At 60.6% G+C, this 17,329-nt stretch carries 22 protein-coding genes; 16 read left to right on the forward strand and 6 right to left on the reverse strand.

From position 1 onward, the window contains the following. Position 1 precedes the first annotated feature (1 nt). From IYY11_RS03805 to IYY11_RS03820, 4 genes are read left to right on the forward strand one after another with little or no spacing between them, the layout of a single operon-like run. Positions 2-589, forward strand: coding sequence for an MxaK protein (locus IYY11_RS03805; protein ID WP_246719605.1), 588 nt, complete (start codon positions 2-4; stop codon positions 587-589). Beyond that, the gene (locus IYY11_RS03810; RefSeq protein WP_196402790.1) at positions 589-1,593 is read left to right on the forward strand and encodes a vWA domain-containing protein; all 1,005 of its coding nucleotides are present in this window, start codon (positions 589-591) and stop codon (positions 1,591-1,593) included. The genes IYY11_RS03805 and IYY11_RS03810 overlap by 1 nt, the downstream gene beginning before the upstream one ends. After that, positions 1,590-2,114 (forward strand): SRPBCC family protein, encoded by a 525-nt coding sequence (locus tag IYY11_RS03815; RefSeq protein ID WP_196402791.1) that lies wholly within the window; start codon positions 1,590-1,592, stop codon positions 2,112-2,114. The genes IYY11_RS03810 and IYY11_RS03815 overlap by 4 nt, the downstream gene beginning before the upstream one ends. A 7-nt stretch (positions 2,115-2,121) precedes the next feature. Then, entirely contained in the window at positions 2,122-2,628 is a 507-nt protein-coding gene (locus IYY11_RS03820; RefSeq protein ID WP_196402792.1) for a hypothetical protein, read from the forward strand. A gap of 119 nt (positions 2,629-2,747) precedes the next feature. On the opposite strand, the gene IYY11_RS03825 is transcribed toward IYY11_RS03820, so the two are convergent. Further along, positions 2,748-3,380 carry a response regulator transcription factor gene (locus tag IYY11_RS03825; RefSeq protein ID WP_018406713.1) on the reverse strand — a complete coding sequence of 211 codons (633 nt, stop codon included), beginning with the start codon at positions 3,378-3,380 and terminating at the stop codon, positions 2,748-2,750. A gap of 109 nt (positions 3,381-3,489) precedes the next feature. Between IYY11_RS03825 and IYY11_RS03830 the strand changes: the two genes are divergently transcribed. From IYY11_RS03830 to IYY11_RS03845, 4 genes are all read left to right on the forward strand, one after another. Next, positions 3,490-4,878, forward strand: a complete 1,389-nt coding sequence (locus IYY11_RS03830) for an ATP-binding protein (protein ID WP_196402793.1) — start codon at positions 3,490-3,492, stop codon at positions 4,876-4,878. Between the two features lie 156 nt (positions 4,879-5,034). Continuing rightward, the gene (gene pqqA, locus IYY11_RS23675) at positions 5,035-5,112 is read left to right on the forward strand and encodes a pyrroloquinoline quinone precursor peptide PqqA (RefSeq protein ID WP_409455217.1); all 78 of its coding nucleotides are present in this window, start codon (positions 5,035-5,037) and stop codon (positions 5,110-5,112) included. A 261-nt stretch (positions 5,113-5,373) separates the two neighbouring features. Beyond that, complete coding sequence (locus IYY11_RS03840; RefSeq protein WP_018406715.1) at positions 5,374-5,643, forward strand: usg protein; 270 nt, start codon at positions 5,374-5,376, stop codon at positions 5,641-5,643. Between the two features lie 75 nt (positions 5,644-5,718). Further along, complete coding sequence (locus IYY11_RS03845; protein WP_312029693.1) at positions 5,719-6,174, forward strand: hypothetical protein; 456 nt, start codon at positions 5,719-5,721, stop codon at positions 6,172-6,174. Between the two features lie 112 nt (positions 6,175-6,286). Here the strand turns inward: IYY11_RS03845 and nifA are convergent, their stop codons facing one another. After that, positions 6,287-8,029, reverse strand: coding sequence for a nif-specific transcriptional activator NifA (nifA, locus tag IYY11_RS03850; RefSeq protein WP_196402795.1), 1,743 nt, complete (start codon positions 8,027-8,029; stop codon positions 6,287-6,289). Positions 8,030-8,870: 841 nt separating this feature from the next. Between nifA and IYY11_RS03855 the strand changes: the two genes are divergently transcribed. Next, on the forward strand, positions 8,871-9,077 hold the full coding sequence (locus IYY11_RS03855; RefSeq protein ID WP_196402796.1) for a molybdopterin-binding protein: 207 nt from the start codon (positions 8,871-8,873) through the stop codon (positions 9,075-9,077). 23 nt (positions 9,078-9,100) lie between these two features. Here IYY11_RS03855 and IYY11_RS03860 read toward each other — a convergent pair whose 3' ends face one another. Beyond that, positions 9,101-9,526: a group III truncated hemoglobin gene (locus tag IYY11_RS03860; protein WP_196402797.1), complete on the reverse strand. Its 426-nt coding sequence runs from the start codon at positions 9,524-9,526 to the stop codon at positions 9,101-9,103. 43 nt (positions 9,527-9,569) lie between these two features. Continuing rightward, complete coding sequence (locus tag IYY11_RS03865) at positions 9,570-10,007, reverse strand: response regulator (RefSeq protein WP_196402798.1); 438 nt, start codon at positions 10,005-10,007, stop codon at positions 9,570-9,572. Between the two features lie 505 nt (positions 10,008-10,512). On the opposite strand from IYY11_RS03865, the gene IYY11_RS03870 reads away from it, so the two are divergent. From IYY11_RS03870 to IYY11_RS03900, 7 genes are all read left to right on the forward strand, one after another. Next, the gene (locus tag IYY11_RS03870; RefSeq protein WP_196402831.1) at positions 10,513-12,996 is read left to right on the forward strand and encodes a TonB-dependent receptor domain-containing protein; all 2,484 of its coding nucleotides are present in this window, start codon (positions 10,513-10,515) and stop codon (positions 12,994-12,996) included. A 13-nt stretch (positions 12,997-13,009) separates the two neighbouring features. Then, positions 13,010-13,693, forward strand: coding sequence for a Fe2+-dependent dioxygenase (locus IYY11_RS03875; protein WP_196402799.1), 684 nt, complete (start codon positions 13,010-13,012; stop codon positions 13,691-13,693). A gap of 5 nt (positions 13,694-13,698) precedes the next feature. Continuing rightward, entirely contained in the window at positions 13,699-14,382 is a 684-nt protein-coding gene (locus IYY11_RS03880) for a Fe2+-dependent dioxygenase (RefSeq protein ID WP_196402800.1), read from the forward strand. Beyond that, positions 14,379-15,188, forward strand: coding sequence for a tonB-system energizer ExbB (gene exbB / locus IYY11_RS03885; protein ID WP_196402801.1), 810 nt, complete (start codon positions 14,379-14,381; stop codon positions 15,186-15,188). The genes IYY11_RS03880 and exbB overlap by 4 nt, the downstream gene beginning before the upstream one ends. A 3-nt stretch (positions 15,189-15,191) precedes the next feature. Then, positions 15,192-15,617, forward strand: a complete 426-nt coding sequence (gene exbD, locus IYY11_RS03890) for a TonB system transport protein ExbD (protein ID WP_196402802.1) — start codon at positions 15,192-15,194, stop codon at positions 15,615-15,617. Further along, positions 15,614-16,405 (forward strand): energy transducer TonB, encoded by a 792-nt coding sequence (locus IYY11_RS03895; protein WP_196402803.1) that lies wholly within the window; start codon positions 15,614-15,616, stop codon positions 16,403-16,405. The genes exbD and IYY11_RS03895 overlap by 4 nt, the downstream gene beginning before the upstream one ends. Before the next feature lie 211 nt (positions 16,406-16,616). Then, positions 16,617-16,823, forward strand: a complete 207-nt coding sequence (locus tag IYY11_RS03900) for a NepR family anti-sigma factor (protein ID WP_196402804.1) — start codon at positions 16,617-16,619, stop codon at positions 16,821-16,823. 23 nt (positions 16,824-16,846) lie between these two features. Here the strand turns inward: IYY11_RS03900 and IYY11_RS03905 are convergent, their stop codons facing one another. Further along, a complete protein-coding gene (locus IYY11_RS03905; RefSeq protein WP_246719606.1) occupies positions 16,847-17,041 on the reverse strand; it encodes a hypothetical protein in 195 nt (64 codons plus the stop codon). Further along, a complete protein-coding gene (locus IYY11_RS03910; protein ID WP_196402805.1) occupies positions 17,038-17,226 on the reverse strand; it encodes a hypothetical protein in 189 nt (62 codons plus the stop codon). The genes IYY11_RS03905 and IYY11_RS03910 overlap by 4 nt, the downstream gene beginning before the upstream one ends. Between the last annotated feature and the right edge of the window lie 103 nt (positions 17,227-17,329).

Genomic DNA, 17,329 nt, shown 5'->3' on the forward strand with positions numbered 1-17,329 from the left:
GATGACGATCGTGCGCAACAAGGCGCGCGCGCTTTGGCGAGAAGGAAAATCGTCAATTCTGGTCGCGCTTTGTCTCGCGCTTATCCTGACGACCGCTGCATTGCTTACCGATTGGCGCGGCGCCGTCGACGCAAATGACGCGATCGAGGCGATGCGCGAGGGCCGTGACGTCGCCGTCGACGCGAACGACAGGCCGGAAACGATTCTCTCGCGCGTCGCCTTTCTTGCGGCGCGAAGCGAAGTCGATCGCGCCCGAGCCTTGGTGGAGGCGCTCGACCGTAGCGGGAGCATCGAAATGCGCGCGCGGGGACATTATCTCTTGGCGAACGCGCTGCTGCGCAAAGCGTTCGATCATATCGAACGATCGCAACTCGAAGCGGCCAACCCGTTCGTCAATCTCGCCAAGCGCGAATATCGACGTGCGCTGCAACTCGCGCCCGACGATTGGGACGCGAAGTTCAATCTCGACGTCGCGGCGCGGCTCGTCCGGGACTTTCCGGATTTCGAGAGAAACAGCGGCGACGAATTGAGCGCCGATCCCAAAAAGCTCTGGACCGATATTCCCGGCAAACCGAAAGGACTGCCGTGATGCGCCCGGATGTGCGCGATCCCCGCGTCGCTCTTCTCGCGTTGGCGACGCTGTCGCTTGCAGCCACTTTCTTTGCGCCAAAGATTATGATCTGGCGGCCGTCATTCGATTTTCTCGCCATCGTCGACATCACCGGCAGCATGAATGTTCGCGATTACGCCGCGTTCGGTCGGCCGGTCAGCCGTCTCGACGCTGTGAAAGCCGCGCTTCGCGCCATGCTCGCGGAATTGCCCTGTCCGTCGCATGTCGCGCTCGGCGTTTTTACCGAACGCAGGCCATTCCTGCTGTTCGAACCGATCGACGTCTGCGCAGATTTCACGCCTCTGCAAGCTTCGATTGAGGCGCTCGACTGGCGCATGGCCTGGGAAGGCGACAGCCGGATATCCGCAGGCTTTTTCCGCGCGATCGATATGGCGAGGGAGTTGAAAAGCGATTTGCTGTTTTTCAGCGACGGCCAGGAGGCCCCCCCGCTTCCCGCGCGTGGCGCGCCGACGTTCGAAGGGCGTGCGGGCGAGGTGCGTGGCCTTGTCGTTGGCGTTGGCGGCTACGAGCTTTCGCCCATCCCGAAATTTGACGATAGGGGCCGAGAGGTTGGATTCCACGGCGCGGACGACGTTCCGCACGAGAGCCGCTTCGGCTTGCCGCCTGAAGGCGCGGAGCGGCGCGAGGGCTACAACGCCCGCAACGCCCCCTTCGGCGCGAGTGCGGCGGTCGGCGTCGAGCATCTGTCTTCCGTAAAGGAGGACTATCTTCGGTCGCTCGCCGAAAAGACCGGACTTTCCTACGCCCATCTCGAAGACGGCAAGCGACTGTGGAAGGACTATGCCGCAGCTGCGTCCGTTCGACCGCGTGAAGCAGCGCTCGACCTGCGACCGTTTTTTGGCGTGACAGCTGCGCTTCTCACGTTCATGGCCGTCGCCGCATCTTTTTTCGCGCAGGCTTTCATTCAGATTCGCCGCGCCACGCCGTTCTACCGCTTTCCCCAACCAAGGAGAATAAAATGAGGAAGCTGCTGGGGCTCTTCGCCCTTCTGATTTGCGCGCCTGCGCTCGCGCACGGACCGACGCCGATCAAGGTCGACGAGACGATCGTCATCGCCGCCGATCCCAAGGCCGTATGGGCTGTGGCCGGCAAGTTCGACGGGCTCGCGAACTGGCATCCTGACGTTCAGAGCGTAGCCGCCAAGGGCGGAGACGCCGCCGGCGCGGAGCGCGAAATAACCCTCAAGAAGGGCGGCGTTCTGAAGGAAGGGCTCGACGAATATGACGCTTCGGCGCTCAAACTGTCTTGGCGCATGTCTGATCCAAATCTCGATGCGCTGCCCGTAAGTTCCTACACCGTCACCTTCACGATCGAACCTGCGTCGGCGGGAGGGAGTTTGGTGAAATGGTATGGACGTCTCTATCGCGGCGACACCAGCAATGAGCCGCCGGAAAATCTCAACGATGACGCCGCGCGCGCGGCGATGACGAGCTACGTGCGCGACGGCCTTCAGGGCCTGAAGAAGAAAGTGGAAGGGAAATAGCGCCGCGATGCGCTTTCGCGAAGCGATCATTCTTGCAGGCGTCTGCGCGCTCTTCGCCTCATGCGGCGAAGAGCGGCGCAGCGCCGAACAGGACGATCTGATCGAGTCTGAGGCGCATAAGGGCGCTGACGTCTGGCTGCGCGCGACTGATCGCACTGAACCTGCGCTCTGGCTCGCCCAACGCGAAGCCGGCGGCGCCGTCGGCGTGCGTGAACCCGCGGTAGAGCGCATACGCGCGGCTCTGCTCTCGGCGCAGCCGCATTTCCTCGAGTCCGACCGCATGCTCGCGAATCGCACCGCTCAGGTCGGACAGATGCTCGCGGCCGACGGCCATGCGGAGGATTTCGCGGGGCTGATCAACTCGCTTGTAGAAGTCGCCGCGATCGCCGGCCAAAAGCAGACCTATGGAGAGGTTTGCCAGCACTATTACAATCTGCGCCACAGCGGAGTTGAACGGGAGGAGGCGCTGCGGATGCTCGCCGCCCGTTATCGAACGCAGAAGCAATTCAGATAGCGACGCCTAAAGCGCTTCCCCGATCACATGGGAGCCATGTGATCGATAAGGAAACGCTCGAAATCAAATGTTGAGCAGGTTCTCATCGAAAAAGTCTGTCAACTTTTTCGGAACCTGCTTTAGGCAAGTTTCATCGCAACCTTGTTTTCGACGGCGATACGCAGAAGATCCGCTTTCGAACGCGCGCCGAGCTTGCGCTTCAGCAAAATGCAATTATTCGCGACGGTCTTGTAGGAGACCTTCAGAATATGCGCGATTTCGGTCATATCCTTGCCGTCGGCGAGATTGCGCAGGATCTCGATTTCCCGACCGTTCAGCGCGTCGAGCGGGTTGCTTGCGCGGCTCTGGTCGGCGAATGCGAGCTTGAGCGCGAGAGTGTTTGACAGATAGCGCTCGCCCGCCGCGACGGCGCGGATCGCCTTGATAAAGACGCGTGGGTCCTCGTTCTTCGCGACATAGCCGCGCGCCCCGCCCTCGATCGCCCGCGCCGCAAATACCGGATCGTCGTTCATGGTGAAAACGATGATTTGAGCGTTCGCGTCCCGCTTCAAGATGCGGCGCAACAGTTCGAAGCCGGAGACGCCGGGTAGATTGATGTCGAGCACGACGACGTCGGGCGCTGCGGACGCGTAGGAGTCAAGCGCCTCGTTGGCGTCATGCGCCTCGAGCACTTCGATGTCTTTTTGTCCCGAAAGCATGCCGCGGCAGCCCTCGATCACCATGGGGTGGTCGTCGACGATGAGAATGCGCATCCTTTTTCGCTTGTTTGAGAGCCTGAACCTATGTTGTGAAAACCGCTAGTCTTGTCAATCGACTGTGAATGGACGTCAACGGTTAAGCATGGAGACGAGGGCGTTCATCATGCGCGGAGTTTCGCTTAAAGCCAGACTGGGCGGATTGATCGGCGTCGTGCTCATCGCGACGTTGCTGATCAATCTTGCAATCCAGCTTCTTCACGCCGGCCCGCGCGTGCGCGCGGAAGCGGGAAGCAATCTCAGATTGATGCGGGAATTTGTCTTAACAACGATTGCAAATCTTCCCGAAAATGAAGATCCGCTCCCCGCGTTGCGGCGCCTCTACGGATCGCTCGGGAACCTTCGCCATGCTGACGTCGAGATCCTCGCCGCCAACGAGGCGGCGCCGCGCGATTGGCTGGAGAAGATCCGCCATTCCGGTCAGGACGTGCCCGAATGGTTTGTGAAGCTGGTTGGCGCCTCGCCGCGCGTGTTGACGATTCCCGTGATGGTCGGCGGGCGCGCCTACAGCAATATTGTGGTGATCTCGAACCCCTTCGACGAACTCGAAGAGATCTGGTCCGACATGCTGTGGCTCGCCGCGATCAGCCTCGCCGTCACGATCATCTTCCTGACGCTCGTGCTCCTGTTCCTGCGCTACTCGCTTGCGCCTTTCGATGCGCTGAAGTTCGGCCTGGCGCAATTGGAGGCTGGCAGGAGCGGCGTGCGCCTGTCAGTCAGCGGCGCGACGGAATTCCGATTGATCGCCGCCGCCGTGAATTCGCTCGGGGCGACGCTCGATCGCGTCAAGCAGGAGAATCGCGAGCTCGTCGACAGGCTTTTTCAGGTGCAGGAAGGCGAGCGCAAGGATATCGCGCGCGATCTGCATGATGAAGCCGGTCCTTGTCTGTTTTCGATACGCGCCACGGCGGCGACGCTACAGGAGCTTCTCTCGCATCCCGCTCCCGATCTGGGCCGACTGAGACAGATGAGCGCAACGATCGACAAAGCGAGCGAGTCGCTTCAATCGTTGTTCAGAGGCCTGCTCGGACGGCTGCGGCCGAAAGGTCTTGAGGAACTTGGTCTGGAACCAGCGCTGAAGGCGCTCTTCGCCTCATGGGCGCTCACCCATCCCGAGGTCGATCTGCGGCTCGTCGCGCGCCACGATCTTTCGTCTCTCGACGAGGAGACGGCGCTGACGGCCTACCGTGTGGTGCAGGAGGGCGTCACCAATATCTTCCGCCACGCGGGCGCAGATAAGGGCGAAGTCACGCTGGAGTTCGGCTTGGACGCGTCTGGGAATTTCTCTGAACTCGACGCCGAAGCGTCGCCGCAACTGAAGATCACGATTGAGGATAATGGGGTCGGCATTTCGGAGCGCTTTGCTCCAGGCATGGGTCTGCTTGGCATGAACGAGCGCGTGCGTGCGCTTGGCGGCGCGCAGCGGATCGAAAGGCGGGAGTCCGGCGGCACGCGGATCACGGTGTCGCTTCCGCTGCAAGACGACGGTGAATGATTTGGCAAGGAGTATGTTCGACTGACGCCCGTCCGGAGCAGGAAAATTTGGAAGCATGGATGGCGAAAGTTTGAAGGTGTAACGATGCGCGCCCTTCATTATTCTCCACCGGAGCCGTCATGTCGGACGGACTACGAAAATTGGAGGAGCAACGCCATGGTCTGGTCGCAACCGATCGTCGTCGAGATCTGCGTCGGTATGGAAATCACCAGCTACGAATCGGCTGAGATCTGATCAGCCCGTCGCGGCCGGCCGCGGCTGGCCAACCGAGTAAACATGAGCTGGCGCCGTCGCTTGCGACGGCGCTGCTGTTTCTGCGCGCCTTCCGCGCGCAAAATTTTTTTTTAGCTGCGCCAGCGTTGACAAGGGCATTTTTGGCACTCACGCAAGTCTGCTGATAGCACATTGTTTTTTCAGGCCTTTGCCCTTCCTGGCGCTTGCACTCCGAGGATTTGCTCCTAATCTGAAAGGAATCAGATCGTCAAGGAGCATGGCATGGCGTCCAGCGGCTTCCGTTTGCAGCTTCAGGGCTACGGCCTGACGACGGCGAATATTCTCTATCGTCTGCCGGATTATCCGAAGATCATCCAATCCTACATCTGGCAGGAATATGATCTTCATCCCGAGTTTCCGGAGCTGCGCAAATTTCTCGATTTCTGGATGCGCAGCCTCGATGGCCCGCTGCATTCCGTCACCGTCGCGCATTCGAACCTCATCAAACCGGCTGAGTTGAAGCTCCTCGATAAAGAATTCAAGCTGCACTGAAAACTAATATGACCGCTGCCTTGCGCTACGCGCTTCGTCGAGACAAAATCGACGCGGGTTGGAGCGAGGGCTGCCGTGAGGGACGAAGGCGATACGAAGTCATGGATGGGGGTCTGGGAAGCGGCCGCGCTGATCGTCATCGTGGCGACGGCTTTCCTTCTCGCGAGGCAATATCGGGAAAGCCTTAATATCGATGAGCCGCCGGAGCCCCTCTCGCTGGCTTTGGAGCGAGAAGCGGCCGAGGTGAACGCGACGCTTCCAGAGATGGTCAGCGAGGGCGTGCGTCTCGACAAGGCGACGGCCGGTCCGGGCAACGCGTTCAACTACAGCTATACGATCGTCGACGATGAAACGGCGCGAACTCTGGTCGGCAACGCCAAGAAGCTCGCCGCATTGAGGGCCCAGCTGCAGGAGCGCGTGTGTCTGACGATGCCGAATCATCGCACGACCGGCGCCATCGTCCGATATTCGCTGAAGGACAATAAGGGCGAGGTGATCGCCGACGTCTCAATTGATGCGGGCGACTGCTGAGAAGGGTGGGCGCGCCGACTTTAGCGCGGCGCGCGCGGGGGACGACGTCGACGGCACGCCACGATTGTCGGCCGTCGAGCAAATCGCCGAGCTCTTCGCCCGCGCCAGGAACTCAGAACTTCTTTACCTCGACGCCATGTTTTTGCAGCGCGTAGCCAATCTGACGAGGGGTTAGTCCAAGCAGCCGGGCCGCCTTCGCCTTGACCCAACCCGCGCGCTCCATGGCGTCCACCAAACGTTCGCGATCGGAAGGGCCGTCACGCTCCACGGCGGTGCAGTTTTCGGCGCCGGGACAGGTCTCGGGCGAAGGGTCGGCGTTCGGGCGCTCACTCGTCGTCGCCGGCGGCGGGGCAGGCTGACGTTCGCGCGGCGGCGCCAGGGCCGGCAAGCTCGCGACGGGTGGAGGCGGCGCCGAACGCTCCAATGAGCCGCTCCAAAGCACCGAAGAGAGACAGCCGTCGTTGCGACAGGAGAAATCCTTGTCGGTGATGACATTCCCTTGCGCCAAAGTCGCTGTCCGAAACACGCAGTTTTCCAGCTCTCGGATGTTGCCCGGAAAGGCGCAGGCGGTGAGCACGTGCATGGCCGACTCCGAAAAGCTCAGCCGTCCGCCTTGCTCCGCGTTGAAGCGACGCAGAAATTCGTTGGCGAGAGGTTCGAGATCGCCCTTGCGGTCGCGCAGCGGCGGCACGAAGATGGGCACGACGCTGATGCGGTAGTACAAATCGGCGCGAAATTCATTGCGCTTGACCGCCTCTTCGAGATTTTTGTTCGTCGCGCACACGAGTCGAACGTCGACCTTCTGCGTGCGCGTGCCGCCCACCCGTTCGAATTCGCCTTCCTGTAAGACGCGCAGCAGCTTTGCCTGAAACGCCGGCGTGATTTCGCCGATCTCGTCTAGAAACAATGTGCCGCCGTCAGCCAGTTCGAAACGGCCCTTGCGCATGTTCACGGCGCCGGTGAAAGCGCCGCGCTCATGGCCGAAGAGCTCCGATTCCAACACGCTCTCGGGGAGCGCCGCGCAATTCAGCTTGATGAAGGGTTTTGAGCGGCGCGGCGAGAGATTGTGTATCGCCGCGGCAAACAGCTCCTTGCCGGTGCCGGATTCGCCGCGCAGAAGGACGGTGGACTTGGCCTTGGCGACGACGCGAATCTTATCGATCACCGCGCGCAGCGCCGGGCTGCTGCCGACAACGCCATTGATGCCGCTGTTCTTAGTTTCGATCTGCGGAAGGCGATCGCCTTTTTCGAGCCAGGCCTTTTCCTGCATCAAACGTTCGCGGTCGCGTGCGATGAGCTTGTGCAGCCGAAGGGTCTGGCCGACGAGATTGGCGATCATCGTCAGGAAGCGCACGTCATGGTCGAACAGCGTCACGGAACGATCGTCATAGACGCGATCCACCGTCAACGTGCCGACGACGGCGTCGCCCTCCTTGATCGGGACGCCGATCAGCGAGAACGGCCGGCCGTCGGTCGGTCCCCATTCGGAAAAGTCGGAGCCTTGGAAAAGCGGCGAGGCTGCGACGTTCTCGACGACGAGCGGCATTTTCGTCGCGACGATCTGCCCCACGGCGCGTTCGGGAAGCCGGTCGAAGAAACGCTTGGCGGAATCTTCGCTCCAGCCCGATCCGACCACAACCTCGGGCCCGCCTGCCGCGTCGAGCAGCGCGACCAAGCCATGGCGCATATCAAGAAAACTCGAAAGCAGCGCAAGCACGCCCGCAAGCGTGGTTTCCAGACGGTTTGGCGACGCCAGGAGCTTCGATATTTCGTAGATGCCGACGAGAGCAGTGTCTCTCACATCGAATTCGCGCGCCTTCGGCGCGCACGCGCCGCCTGCCAGCTGCAAACCCATACTATTTAGCCTCACGACATGCGTGGGTGTTTTCACTGGTTTTGACGCAAGCACCGTGCCATACCGCCTTTTTGTCCTTAGCCTCACAAAAACAATGGCCTGCAATTGCCGCGACATCGGCGTTGGCGCGCAGGCTTGATCAACTCTTGCGCCTTCTGCCGTCTCCTCCGGCGCCGCCGCCCGATTGATCGGCGACCGGCTCCATCCAAACCGTGCTTGCGCCGTACCGATTTTGGTCTCGCCGCGCCGACGCCGGCGCGAAGACTTGCGAAGCGCTTAGCGCCACGCGCATCGTAACGAGTCGATAGCTGATTTACAGGCGCGTCCATGCCTTATGCGGCATTTCGCCGCCATGAGGCTTCTGTCGCGCTTAACGCTTTCCGCGCTCCCGATCCCGCTGCGCAGCGGCGTGACCTATTGAGCACAATCCTTGACGATCTGGCGGAGAGCCGTGCGCGTCGATCGACATGTACGCAGATTCTTCCTTACCTTGGCGCAAGAGCGATCGACGCAAAGACGACCGACTGCGTGTGATCCACGCACTCAGCGGCCGACGGCAAGCCGCCTTGGTTGGATGCAGTCGAAGCTGACTCGGCGATCTGACGTGAAAGACAGGATCGCTGCTGCCTAGATTTGTAACAGATTGGATAGTTATTGGTCGGTTATGCAGAAGGCGTGTGATATGCGCCGCGCCATACCGATGATATAGACGCGATTGCAGTCTCATTTCATCGAAGGAAACCCGGCTTAAGCGGCTGACTATTATGCCGCAGTCGTGGCGACGTCGGGCGCCGTCGAGGGGAGGCCATAGCGATAACCACTTTTCTTAGGAGCCGACGGCATGAAGATTTCCGCGCGCAACAGCCTTCCCGGGACGGTCAAGCACATCCAGAAGGGCGCAACCACGGCGCATGTGACGATCGACGTCAACGGATTGACCGTCACAGCTTCAATCACCAACGAATCTGTCGAGGAGCTTGGACTCCGCGAAGGGTCGAAGGTCAGCGCGGTCATCAAATCGTCGGATGTGATGATCGCGGTCGACTAACGCTCGTGGGCGGCCGATGGGCGCTATGGCGCTGGAACGCGCGACGGCTTTCCATCGGCGCCGACGAAGGGGAACAGCCCAGACTGGAAACATTGCGTCATGTGGGCGGCTTTCGCGATCGCCTGCTCGGCCTGCGTCTTAGGCAGCGCTTCATTGGCGCTTACGCTAAAGAGTTCGAGCCAGCGCGTAAAATGCTGAGGCTCAATCGGCAAATGGATATGCGCGGCGAAGGGCTGGCCCTGATAGCGCTCCGTGCCAAGCAAGGTCCTGGACCAGAAATTCGCGACGATCCCTATGTGCTGGTCGAGACCGTCAATCGCCATAAAGATGGGACCCAACAGCGGATCTTCGGCGCCCTTGGCGTAGAAGCGACGCACGCAATCGTCGATTGCGATCTCTAACCTGTCACGTTCGGCGCCGTCCTCGATCGGCGGAATGACAGGCTCCATGGCGACCTCCCTGCATCAGTGTCGATTGGCGGCTGTTCCGGCGCTAGCGCAGGTTCAGAACGGCCTGCGGGATCGTGCCGGACTTTTTCCTGGCGCTCAGCAGCGCGTCGACCTTATCGCGCAGCAGTTCAATTTGCAGCGGCTTCGCCAAAAAGCCGTGCGCGCCCTCGGCGACGCACTCCTGGCCGAATCCGCTCGATATCTGATCAACGATGACGATGATTTTGGTTTCCGGAACCCGCGCCAGAAACTCCTGAATGAGATCAAGCCCGTTGACGCGGATGACCCCTTCGGCAAGCACCAGTAAGTCCGGCCTTATTTGCTCTGCTTTTGCGAGCGTTTCGGACGCGCTCGCGAGTTCATGCGCCTCATATGTGTCATGGAGCATGAACTCGATCGCCGTGCGAAAGCTTTCATTGTCGTCCACGACGAAAACGCGCCTGCGTTCAATGGCTTTCGCCACCTTTACGCTGATCTGCATGGCAGCCTCGCGCGGTGATTGACTGACGATCGTCAAGCAAGTCGCGTGCCGCGCTTGATGCTGCAGCGTTGCGCAGCGCCGCGACTTTTCGACCTTTTTGCATTGGCGCACCTGCGTCAGCAGCATAGCGGCGCCGAAATTAGGGGAGGGGCGGCCGACCGCTCGGCTCAGCCAAACGCGAACTCTTCCGTCGCAACTCAACGGCGCTCGGCTCTGCGCTGTGATCAAGAACAATATTTTCGCAGGAAAGTTACTACCGCTTAGTTTGGAATTAAAGCGTTTCCAAACTAGCGTGTGGCCGAAAGGTAACAATTGTCCAAAAAATTGTTGTATCTGTCTGAAACTATACAGATTACAATACTTCCATTCAACAGTTTATCAGTTGACCGTGGCCGCCGCCAAATTTAGCTTTAATCAACTTCTTCGCACGAGGCGAAAGTAGACAACGCACAAACCTCCCTGGCGGTTCCCCATGAGCGACGTAAAAACTCCAATTTCTCTAAGAATGCTGACTCAGTCGCTTCCGCGGACTCGTGCAGGAGATCTGACGTCGGTGAAGGCGCTGAGCGTTGCTGCGGCGCTTGCGTCGAGCGTCAGCGCTTCGGCTCTGGCGCAATCCGCGTCGACGACGCTGCCGCCCGTTAAAGTCGACGCGCCGCAGGAGAAGCCGCGCGCGGCGGCGCCGGCGAAACCCAAGCCCATCGCCGCCGCTCAGCCGCAACCGGCGCGTCATGCGGCCGCCACTCAGGCCTCGGGGCAGCGGCGCGGCGCGCCGGGCGCTTCAAGCGCCGGCGGCCAAGGCGCAGGCAGCGGAGGCCTTCCGATCTTCGCTGCGGCGCCCAACGCCAATCCTTACGCCGATCCGGTTGCGCCCTATAAGGTCGACCGCCTGTCTTCGCCGAAATTCACCGAGCCGGTGCTCAATACGCCGCGCACCATCACGGTGCTGACCAAGGAAGTGCTCGACGACAAGAACGCCTTCACGCTGCGTGAAATCGGTCGCAGCACGGCGGGCGTGACGCTGGGGACGGGCGAAGGCGGCAACGCCTTCGGCGATCGCTTCTTCATTCGCGGCTTCGACGTGCGCAACGACATCTTCGTCGACGGCGTGCGCGATCCTGGCGTCAGCATTCGCGAGAACTTCTATACCGAGCAGGTCGAAATTCTGCGCGGGCCGGGATCGACGTTTGCCGGTCGTGGCACTGCGGGCGGCGCGATCAACATCGTCACGAAACAAGCGACCGACCGCGATTTCGTCGAACTCAAAGCGATTGGCGGCTTTTCCGACCACATGAAGCGGGTGACGGCTGACGTCAACAAAGTGATCAGCCCGATCCTCGCGGTGCGCGTCAATGCTCTTTATCATGACTCGAATGTCGCGGGCCGCAGCTTTGTCACCGACTATCGCGACGGCGTCGCTGGCTCGGTGGTGTTCAAGCCGATCGAAGACCTGACGCTGACCGCTCAATACACGCATGTCTATCAGAATGGCCTGCCGGACTTCGGCGTGCCGTACAACCGGGTTTGGAACCGGCCGTTCCCCGAAGGCGTCATTCCTCGCAGCAACTGGTATGGCTTCCTCGATCGCGATTTCCAAGTTGCGATGCAGAATTTCGGCACCTTCACGGCCCACTATCGCTACAACGACAATCTCGTATTCGACAATCGGTTCCGGCAGAGCCGCTCCATGCTGGACTATATCGGATCGCTCGCGGGCAGCGCGGATCTATTCGCTTCGACTGTGAGAATCGGCGCGCAAAGCCGCTACCAAGTGGTGAACACGCTCGACAACCAGACGGAGGCGACGCTGAAAGTCGAAACAGGCCCCGTCAAGCATGCGCTGGTCGCCGGCGTCGAGTTCGCCCGCGAAGGCGTAACGCGCACCAACTATCAGGGCCTCGCTTCCGAGTTGAACGGAATACCGACCGGCAACAACGTTACGTGTAACCTCTATCTTCCGTGCACCTATCTGCCGTTCCTCAACACGCCTTACCGCAATACCAATCCCACGCGGATCGCCGTCGACACGAAATCAGGCTATCTGATCGAAACCGCAAACTATCAGGACGTCGTGATCGTGAACGGCGGCGCCCGCTTTGACGATTACAACATCACGAACCGCACGGAGACGCTTTCGACTTTCTCTAAGAGCCATTCTGGGCTGTTCAATTGGAACGCCGGCGTCGTCTTCAAGCCGCTCCCCAACGTCAGCGCCTACGCCGCCTACGCCACCTCGGCGACGCCCGTCGGAGCCGAGCTTGACGGCGGCGCGGCGAATTACGGCGGCTTGACGACGGCGTCGCAAATCTTTGCTCCCCAACTCAACAAGGCGGCGGAGGTCGGCCTGAAATGGGAGCTGTTCGACAGGCATCTGCTCGCGACAGCCGCCTTCTTCAAGACGGATGTGAGCGGCGCTAGAGAAGTGAACTCCGGCACCACCACGGGCGACGCGTCCTATTACGTCCAGGGCGTTGATCTCGAGGTTGCGGGCAACATCACCGACAAGTGGATGGTCCTTGGCGGCATCGTGCTGATGGACTCGCGGGTGACCAACTCCTACGCGCGAACGAATATCGGTCTTCAACTCGCCAATATCGCGCATGAGTCCTTCAGCTTGCTGTCCAAGTACAAATTCGGCGACCTTATCGGCCTCGCTCCGAATGCGCTCGAATTCGGCGGCCAAGCCATCTATCGTTCCAGGATCTATGGCGGCAACAATATCGTCGCCAATGGCGGCACATCGTTCAACGCGTTTGGCCTGCCGACTCCGACCGCGACCAATTTTCTTAACGTTCCGACGATCCTGCCTTCGTACTGGCGCTTCGATGTTTTTGCTGAGGCCAAGATTGGCCAAAACATCACGATGAAGTTCTCGGTCAACAATCTCTTCGACCGCACAATCTATGACGCCTTCTATCAGACTGCGACGCCCTTCGCGCAGATGTCGCCCAGCCGCTCCGTCTATCTCGAAACGAGCATCTTGTTCTAAAGGAACGCTTCGAATGCTTGCTCACATACAACGCGCGCTTAATAGGAAGGAGGTCGACGTCCTTCGCGAGGCGATGGCGCAGGCGGCGTGGGAGGACGGCGCCTCCACCGCCGGGGCGAACGCCGGCGAGGCGAAGCGCAACGAGCAACTCCCGCCTGACTCTGAAATCTCGCGCGCGCTCGGCAAGCGGCTGCTTTCGTCGCTCCTCGCCAATGCCGCTTTCGTTTCAACGGCTGTCCCGCTGCGCATCTATCCGCTGTTGTTCAACCGCTACGGCGTCGGCGACCACTTCGATCCGCATGTCGACAATGCGATACGCGGCGACGCCATGACCGGCGCGCGTATCCGCGTTGACCTCGCCGCGACCGTGCTTCTTTCTGATCCCGGCGAATATGAGGGCGGCGAACTGATCGTTGAAGACATATATGGTTCAAGGCGCTTCAAACCGCCGGCCGGCGACCTCATTCTTTATTCGGCCGGCAGTCTGCATATGGTGACGCCCGTCACCAGCGGCCTACGTCTCGCCTCATTTTTGTGGCTGCAAAGCATGATCCGCGCCGACGAGGCGCGCAGCCTCGTTTGCGATCTCGACGAATCAATACAGGAACTCGCGCCGCGCGTGGGCGCGGACGATCCGGATCTGCGCAAGCTGGTGACCGTGTACCACAATCTCATCCGCTACTGGGGAGAAGCATAGCGCTGATGCTTATTTGCATACCCGAAGTTCTTTCCAAGCAGCAGGTAGCCTTTTTCCGCGCGGCCATGGGCCGGGCGCAGTGGGAGGACGGGCGCACGACCGCTGGTTCGCAGTCGTCTCTGGTGAAGAACAATCTTCAACTGCCGCAAGCCGGCGAAGTCGCGCGCGAACTTGGCGAACATGTGCTCGAGGCGCTTGCGCAGTCGTCGATGTTCGTCTCGGCGGCGCTGCCGCACAAGATTTTTCCGCCGCTCTTCAATCGCTATGGCGTTGGGCACGACTTCGGATTGCACGTCGACAATGCGATCCGCGGCATTCCCGGAACGCCGATTCGCATTCGCACGGATCTTTCTTGCACGCTGTTCCTCTCGGAGGCGGACGAGTACGATGGCGGCGAATTAGTGATTGAGGATCGGGTCGGCCAGCAGGAGGTGAAACTTCCCGCAGGCGATCTCGTGCTTTATCCTTCGACGAGTCTTCATCTTGTCAAAAGCGTCACTCGCGGCGAGCGCATCGCCTCGTTTTTTTGGATGCAGAGCATGATTCGTGACAACGTGGCGCGCGCCTTGCTCTTCGATCTCGACCAGGCCATCCAATCCCTGACCACTCGACTGGGCGCCGGCGATCCTGCCTGCGTCAAAATGTCGGGCGTTTATCATAATCTGATCCGAACATGGGCTGAAGCATGAAACGTTCTTTGCAGTTTCTCGTGGTCTCAATCATCGCGCTTCTCGCTGCGCAGAGCGTCGCAGCCGCACCAGGGTCGCCAGCGCTCGACGCAGCGATAGCGGCCACTAAGCCTCATGATCTTTCTGTGTGGACGATGTTCGTCAACGCCGACATCGTCGTGAAGATCGTCATGATCGGCTTGTTGTTGGCGTCCGTCGCGACATGGACGATCCTCATCGCCAAAACGATCGAATTGAAACGGGCGCGCGAGCGCGTGACGACGGCGATACGCCGCCTCTCCGAGGCGCGCGGTCTCTCCGAGGCGCGACTGGCGCTTGGCGGCGGCGACCGTTTGACGCAGGCGCTGCTTGGCGAAGCGACGCGGGAAATGAAGCTGTCGTCCGATATTCTTGGGGCGCCGGGCGTGAAGGAGCGCATCGCAGCGTGCTTCGCGGAAATCGAGCGCGCCGAAGCGCTTTCGATCAAGCGGGGCACCGGACTGCTCGCCTCGGTTGGATCGACGGGCCCCTTCATCGGACTGTTCGGCACCGTCTGGGGCATCATGAACAGCTTCATCGGCATTTCCAAAGCGCAGACGACCAATCTGGCCGTGGTCGCGCCCGGCATCGCCGAAGCGTTGCTCGCAACGGCGGTCGGCCTCTTCGCCGCCATCCCGGCTGTGCTCATCTACAATCATCTTGCGCGCCAGGCGACGGCCTATCTCGAGCTCGTTTCCAATCTCTCCGGCGAATTGCTTCGCATCGTCTCGCGCGACCTCGATCGCGCCGGACAAGCCGGCACAAACAAGATTCATGCGGCGGAGTAGATCATGGCCGTTCATCTCAAAAGCGATCTTCAGGAAACGCACGAAATCAACGTCACGCCGTTTATCGACGTGATGCTCGTGCTGCTCATCATCTTCATGGTGGCGGCCCCTCTCGCCACTGTCGATCTTCCGGTCGATCTTCCGGCGTCCAACGCCGCGCCGCATGAAAAGCCGGACAAGCCCATTTACGTGACGATCCAGGGGGATCTCGCGCTTGCCCTGGGCGAGACGCCCGTCAAACGCAATGATCTTGTTTCCGCACTCGACACGCTCCTGGGCGACAAGTCGAAACGCATCTATTTGCGGGCCGACACCAGCGTGCCCTATGGCGAGATGATGGCGATCTTGGAGCGTCTGCGCGCTGGCGGTTATCTGCGCGTGGCGCTCGTCGCGCTCGACGCCGGCGGCAAGGAGCAGGCCCCGCAATGAGCGCCGCCGCCGCTCTCCAGAAGCCGCAGTCGAACGGCAAGCTTTGGGGCGCCGCAGTCGCGCTCGCCCTGTTTCTGCATGTCGGCGGCGCCGTCGCGGCGCTGGTGACCTTGCAAGGCGATCTCGACGAGAACGCCTCCGGCGCGCCGGCGATCGAATTGTCTCTCGAGCCCGCCGCGCCGCGAGACGCCGAGGCCGCGGATCTGCCGCCTGGACCGCTCTCTGACGAAGCGGCCGCCGCCGCGCCTTCCGTCGCCGCATCAGAGGCGAAGGAGACGAACGAAGAGCGGATCACCCACGCCGAGTCGGAAGAAGCCGAGCTCACGCACAATGTTCGGCCGGAGAAGCCGATCGAGGAGGAGAAGAAACATCAGGCGCAGCCGGTCGTCTCGGCCGAGTCTGCCGCCTCCGAGGCGACTGCGCCGCCCAAGTCCGACGCCGACCGGCAATCCGACAGGCCCGTGGCGCCTGTTCAAGGGGCTGACGCCGTCGCCAACGCCGTCAAGCTGACGTGGCAAAAAGCCTTGCTCTCGCATCTCAACCGACACAAGCGCTATCCGGGCGCCGCCGGTCGTCGATCCGCCGAAGCGAGCGTTTCCTTCACGCTCGACAGGCACGGCCATGTCGTCAGCTACAGCATCAAACGTTCTGCGGGACATCCACTCTTCGACGACGCTGCGCTCGCGATGATGAAGCGGGCCGACCCCGTTCCGCCGCCGCCGCCGGTGATCGCGGACGAGGGGCTGACCTTCGAAGTGCCCGTGCAATTCCGCGTCGGCAAAAAATAGCTGCGGCTTGATCGAACGGAGGCGGTTCGAGAGCCGGAGGCTTCCGACCCGCCGCAATGAACATTCAGCTGCGACTGAACCTTGTGAAGGTTAGTTTTGGGTTCTCCACAGCGCTTATTTGCGGCTAAGCTTTTCTATTTCTTAAAAAATATGGAGCATCGTCGGAACAGATTTTCGAATCGGCGCTTCATCTCCGTGTGGAGAGGTCCTCATGCCGCCACATGAACAACGAGCGAGACTGGCAGAGACGACAATGAGAGGAAGTCGATACATACGCGATGCGGTTGATGTGGAGCCGAGCGTGAGGCGGCTCGGTGAGCAGCTTCGGCGCCAATTTTCCGATATTGCTTCGGAGCCGCTGCCGGACGACATGCTGGCCCTTCTGGAAGAGCTTAGCCAGATAAGCGCGGTCGAGTGACGCGCAGAGAGATTTCTAGAATCTCAGCGCATCTTGTTCGGACGATCCGCGAAGTCCAATTTGATCAGGAGACCTTTAAGGTCCTCGGGTACCGGCTTCATGATCAAGTCGAGATATAAAAGCGAGAAGCGTTTTCCGAGCGCCTCGCTTATAGAGCGCTGAAGCAGCGCTCTCTTGCCCTGTCTAAGGGCGAGTTTCGGAGAAGCTGCAGTCATCATAAAGAACGCGCCTCCTGCTTGAACAGCGACTGCCAGGCGGAGAGTTCATCGCGCATGTGTTTGCGCGCGGGCATACGTTCGGTTGATTGATCCGAAAAGCGGAACGCGCCGCCGCCACGGGCAGCGTGCGATTTGCCGCGCTTCGATCGATATTCGACGGTGAACGGGCGAACAGTTTTCTTCATCGACAGACCTTCGTCTTGGGCGCCTTTATAAAACTTCGGCGCCAAGCCAGATGTTCCGGCGCTCTGAATGCTGGACGCAATTTCGGGAACACATTCGCGCGCG

This window comes from Methylocystis sp. H62, assembly GCF_015709515.1.
Classification (GTDB): Bacteria; Pseudomonadota; Alphaproteobacteria; order Rhizobiales; family Beijerinckiaceae; genus Methylocystis.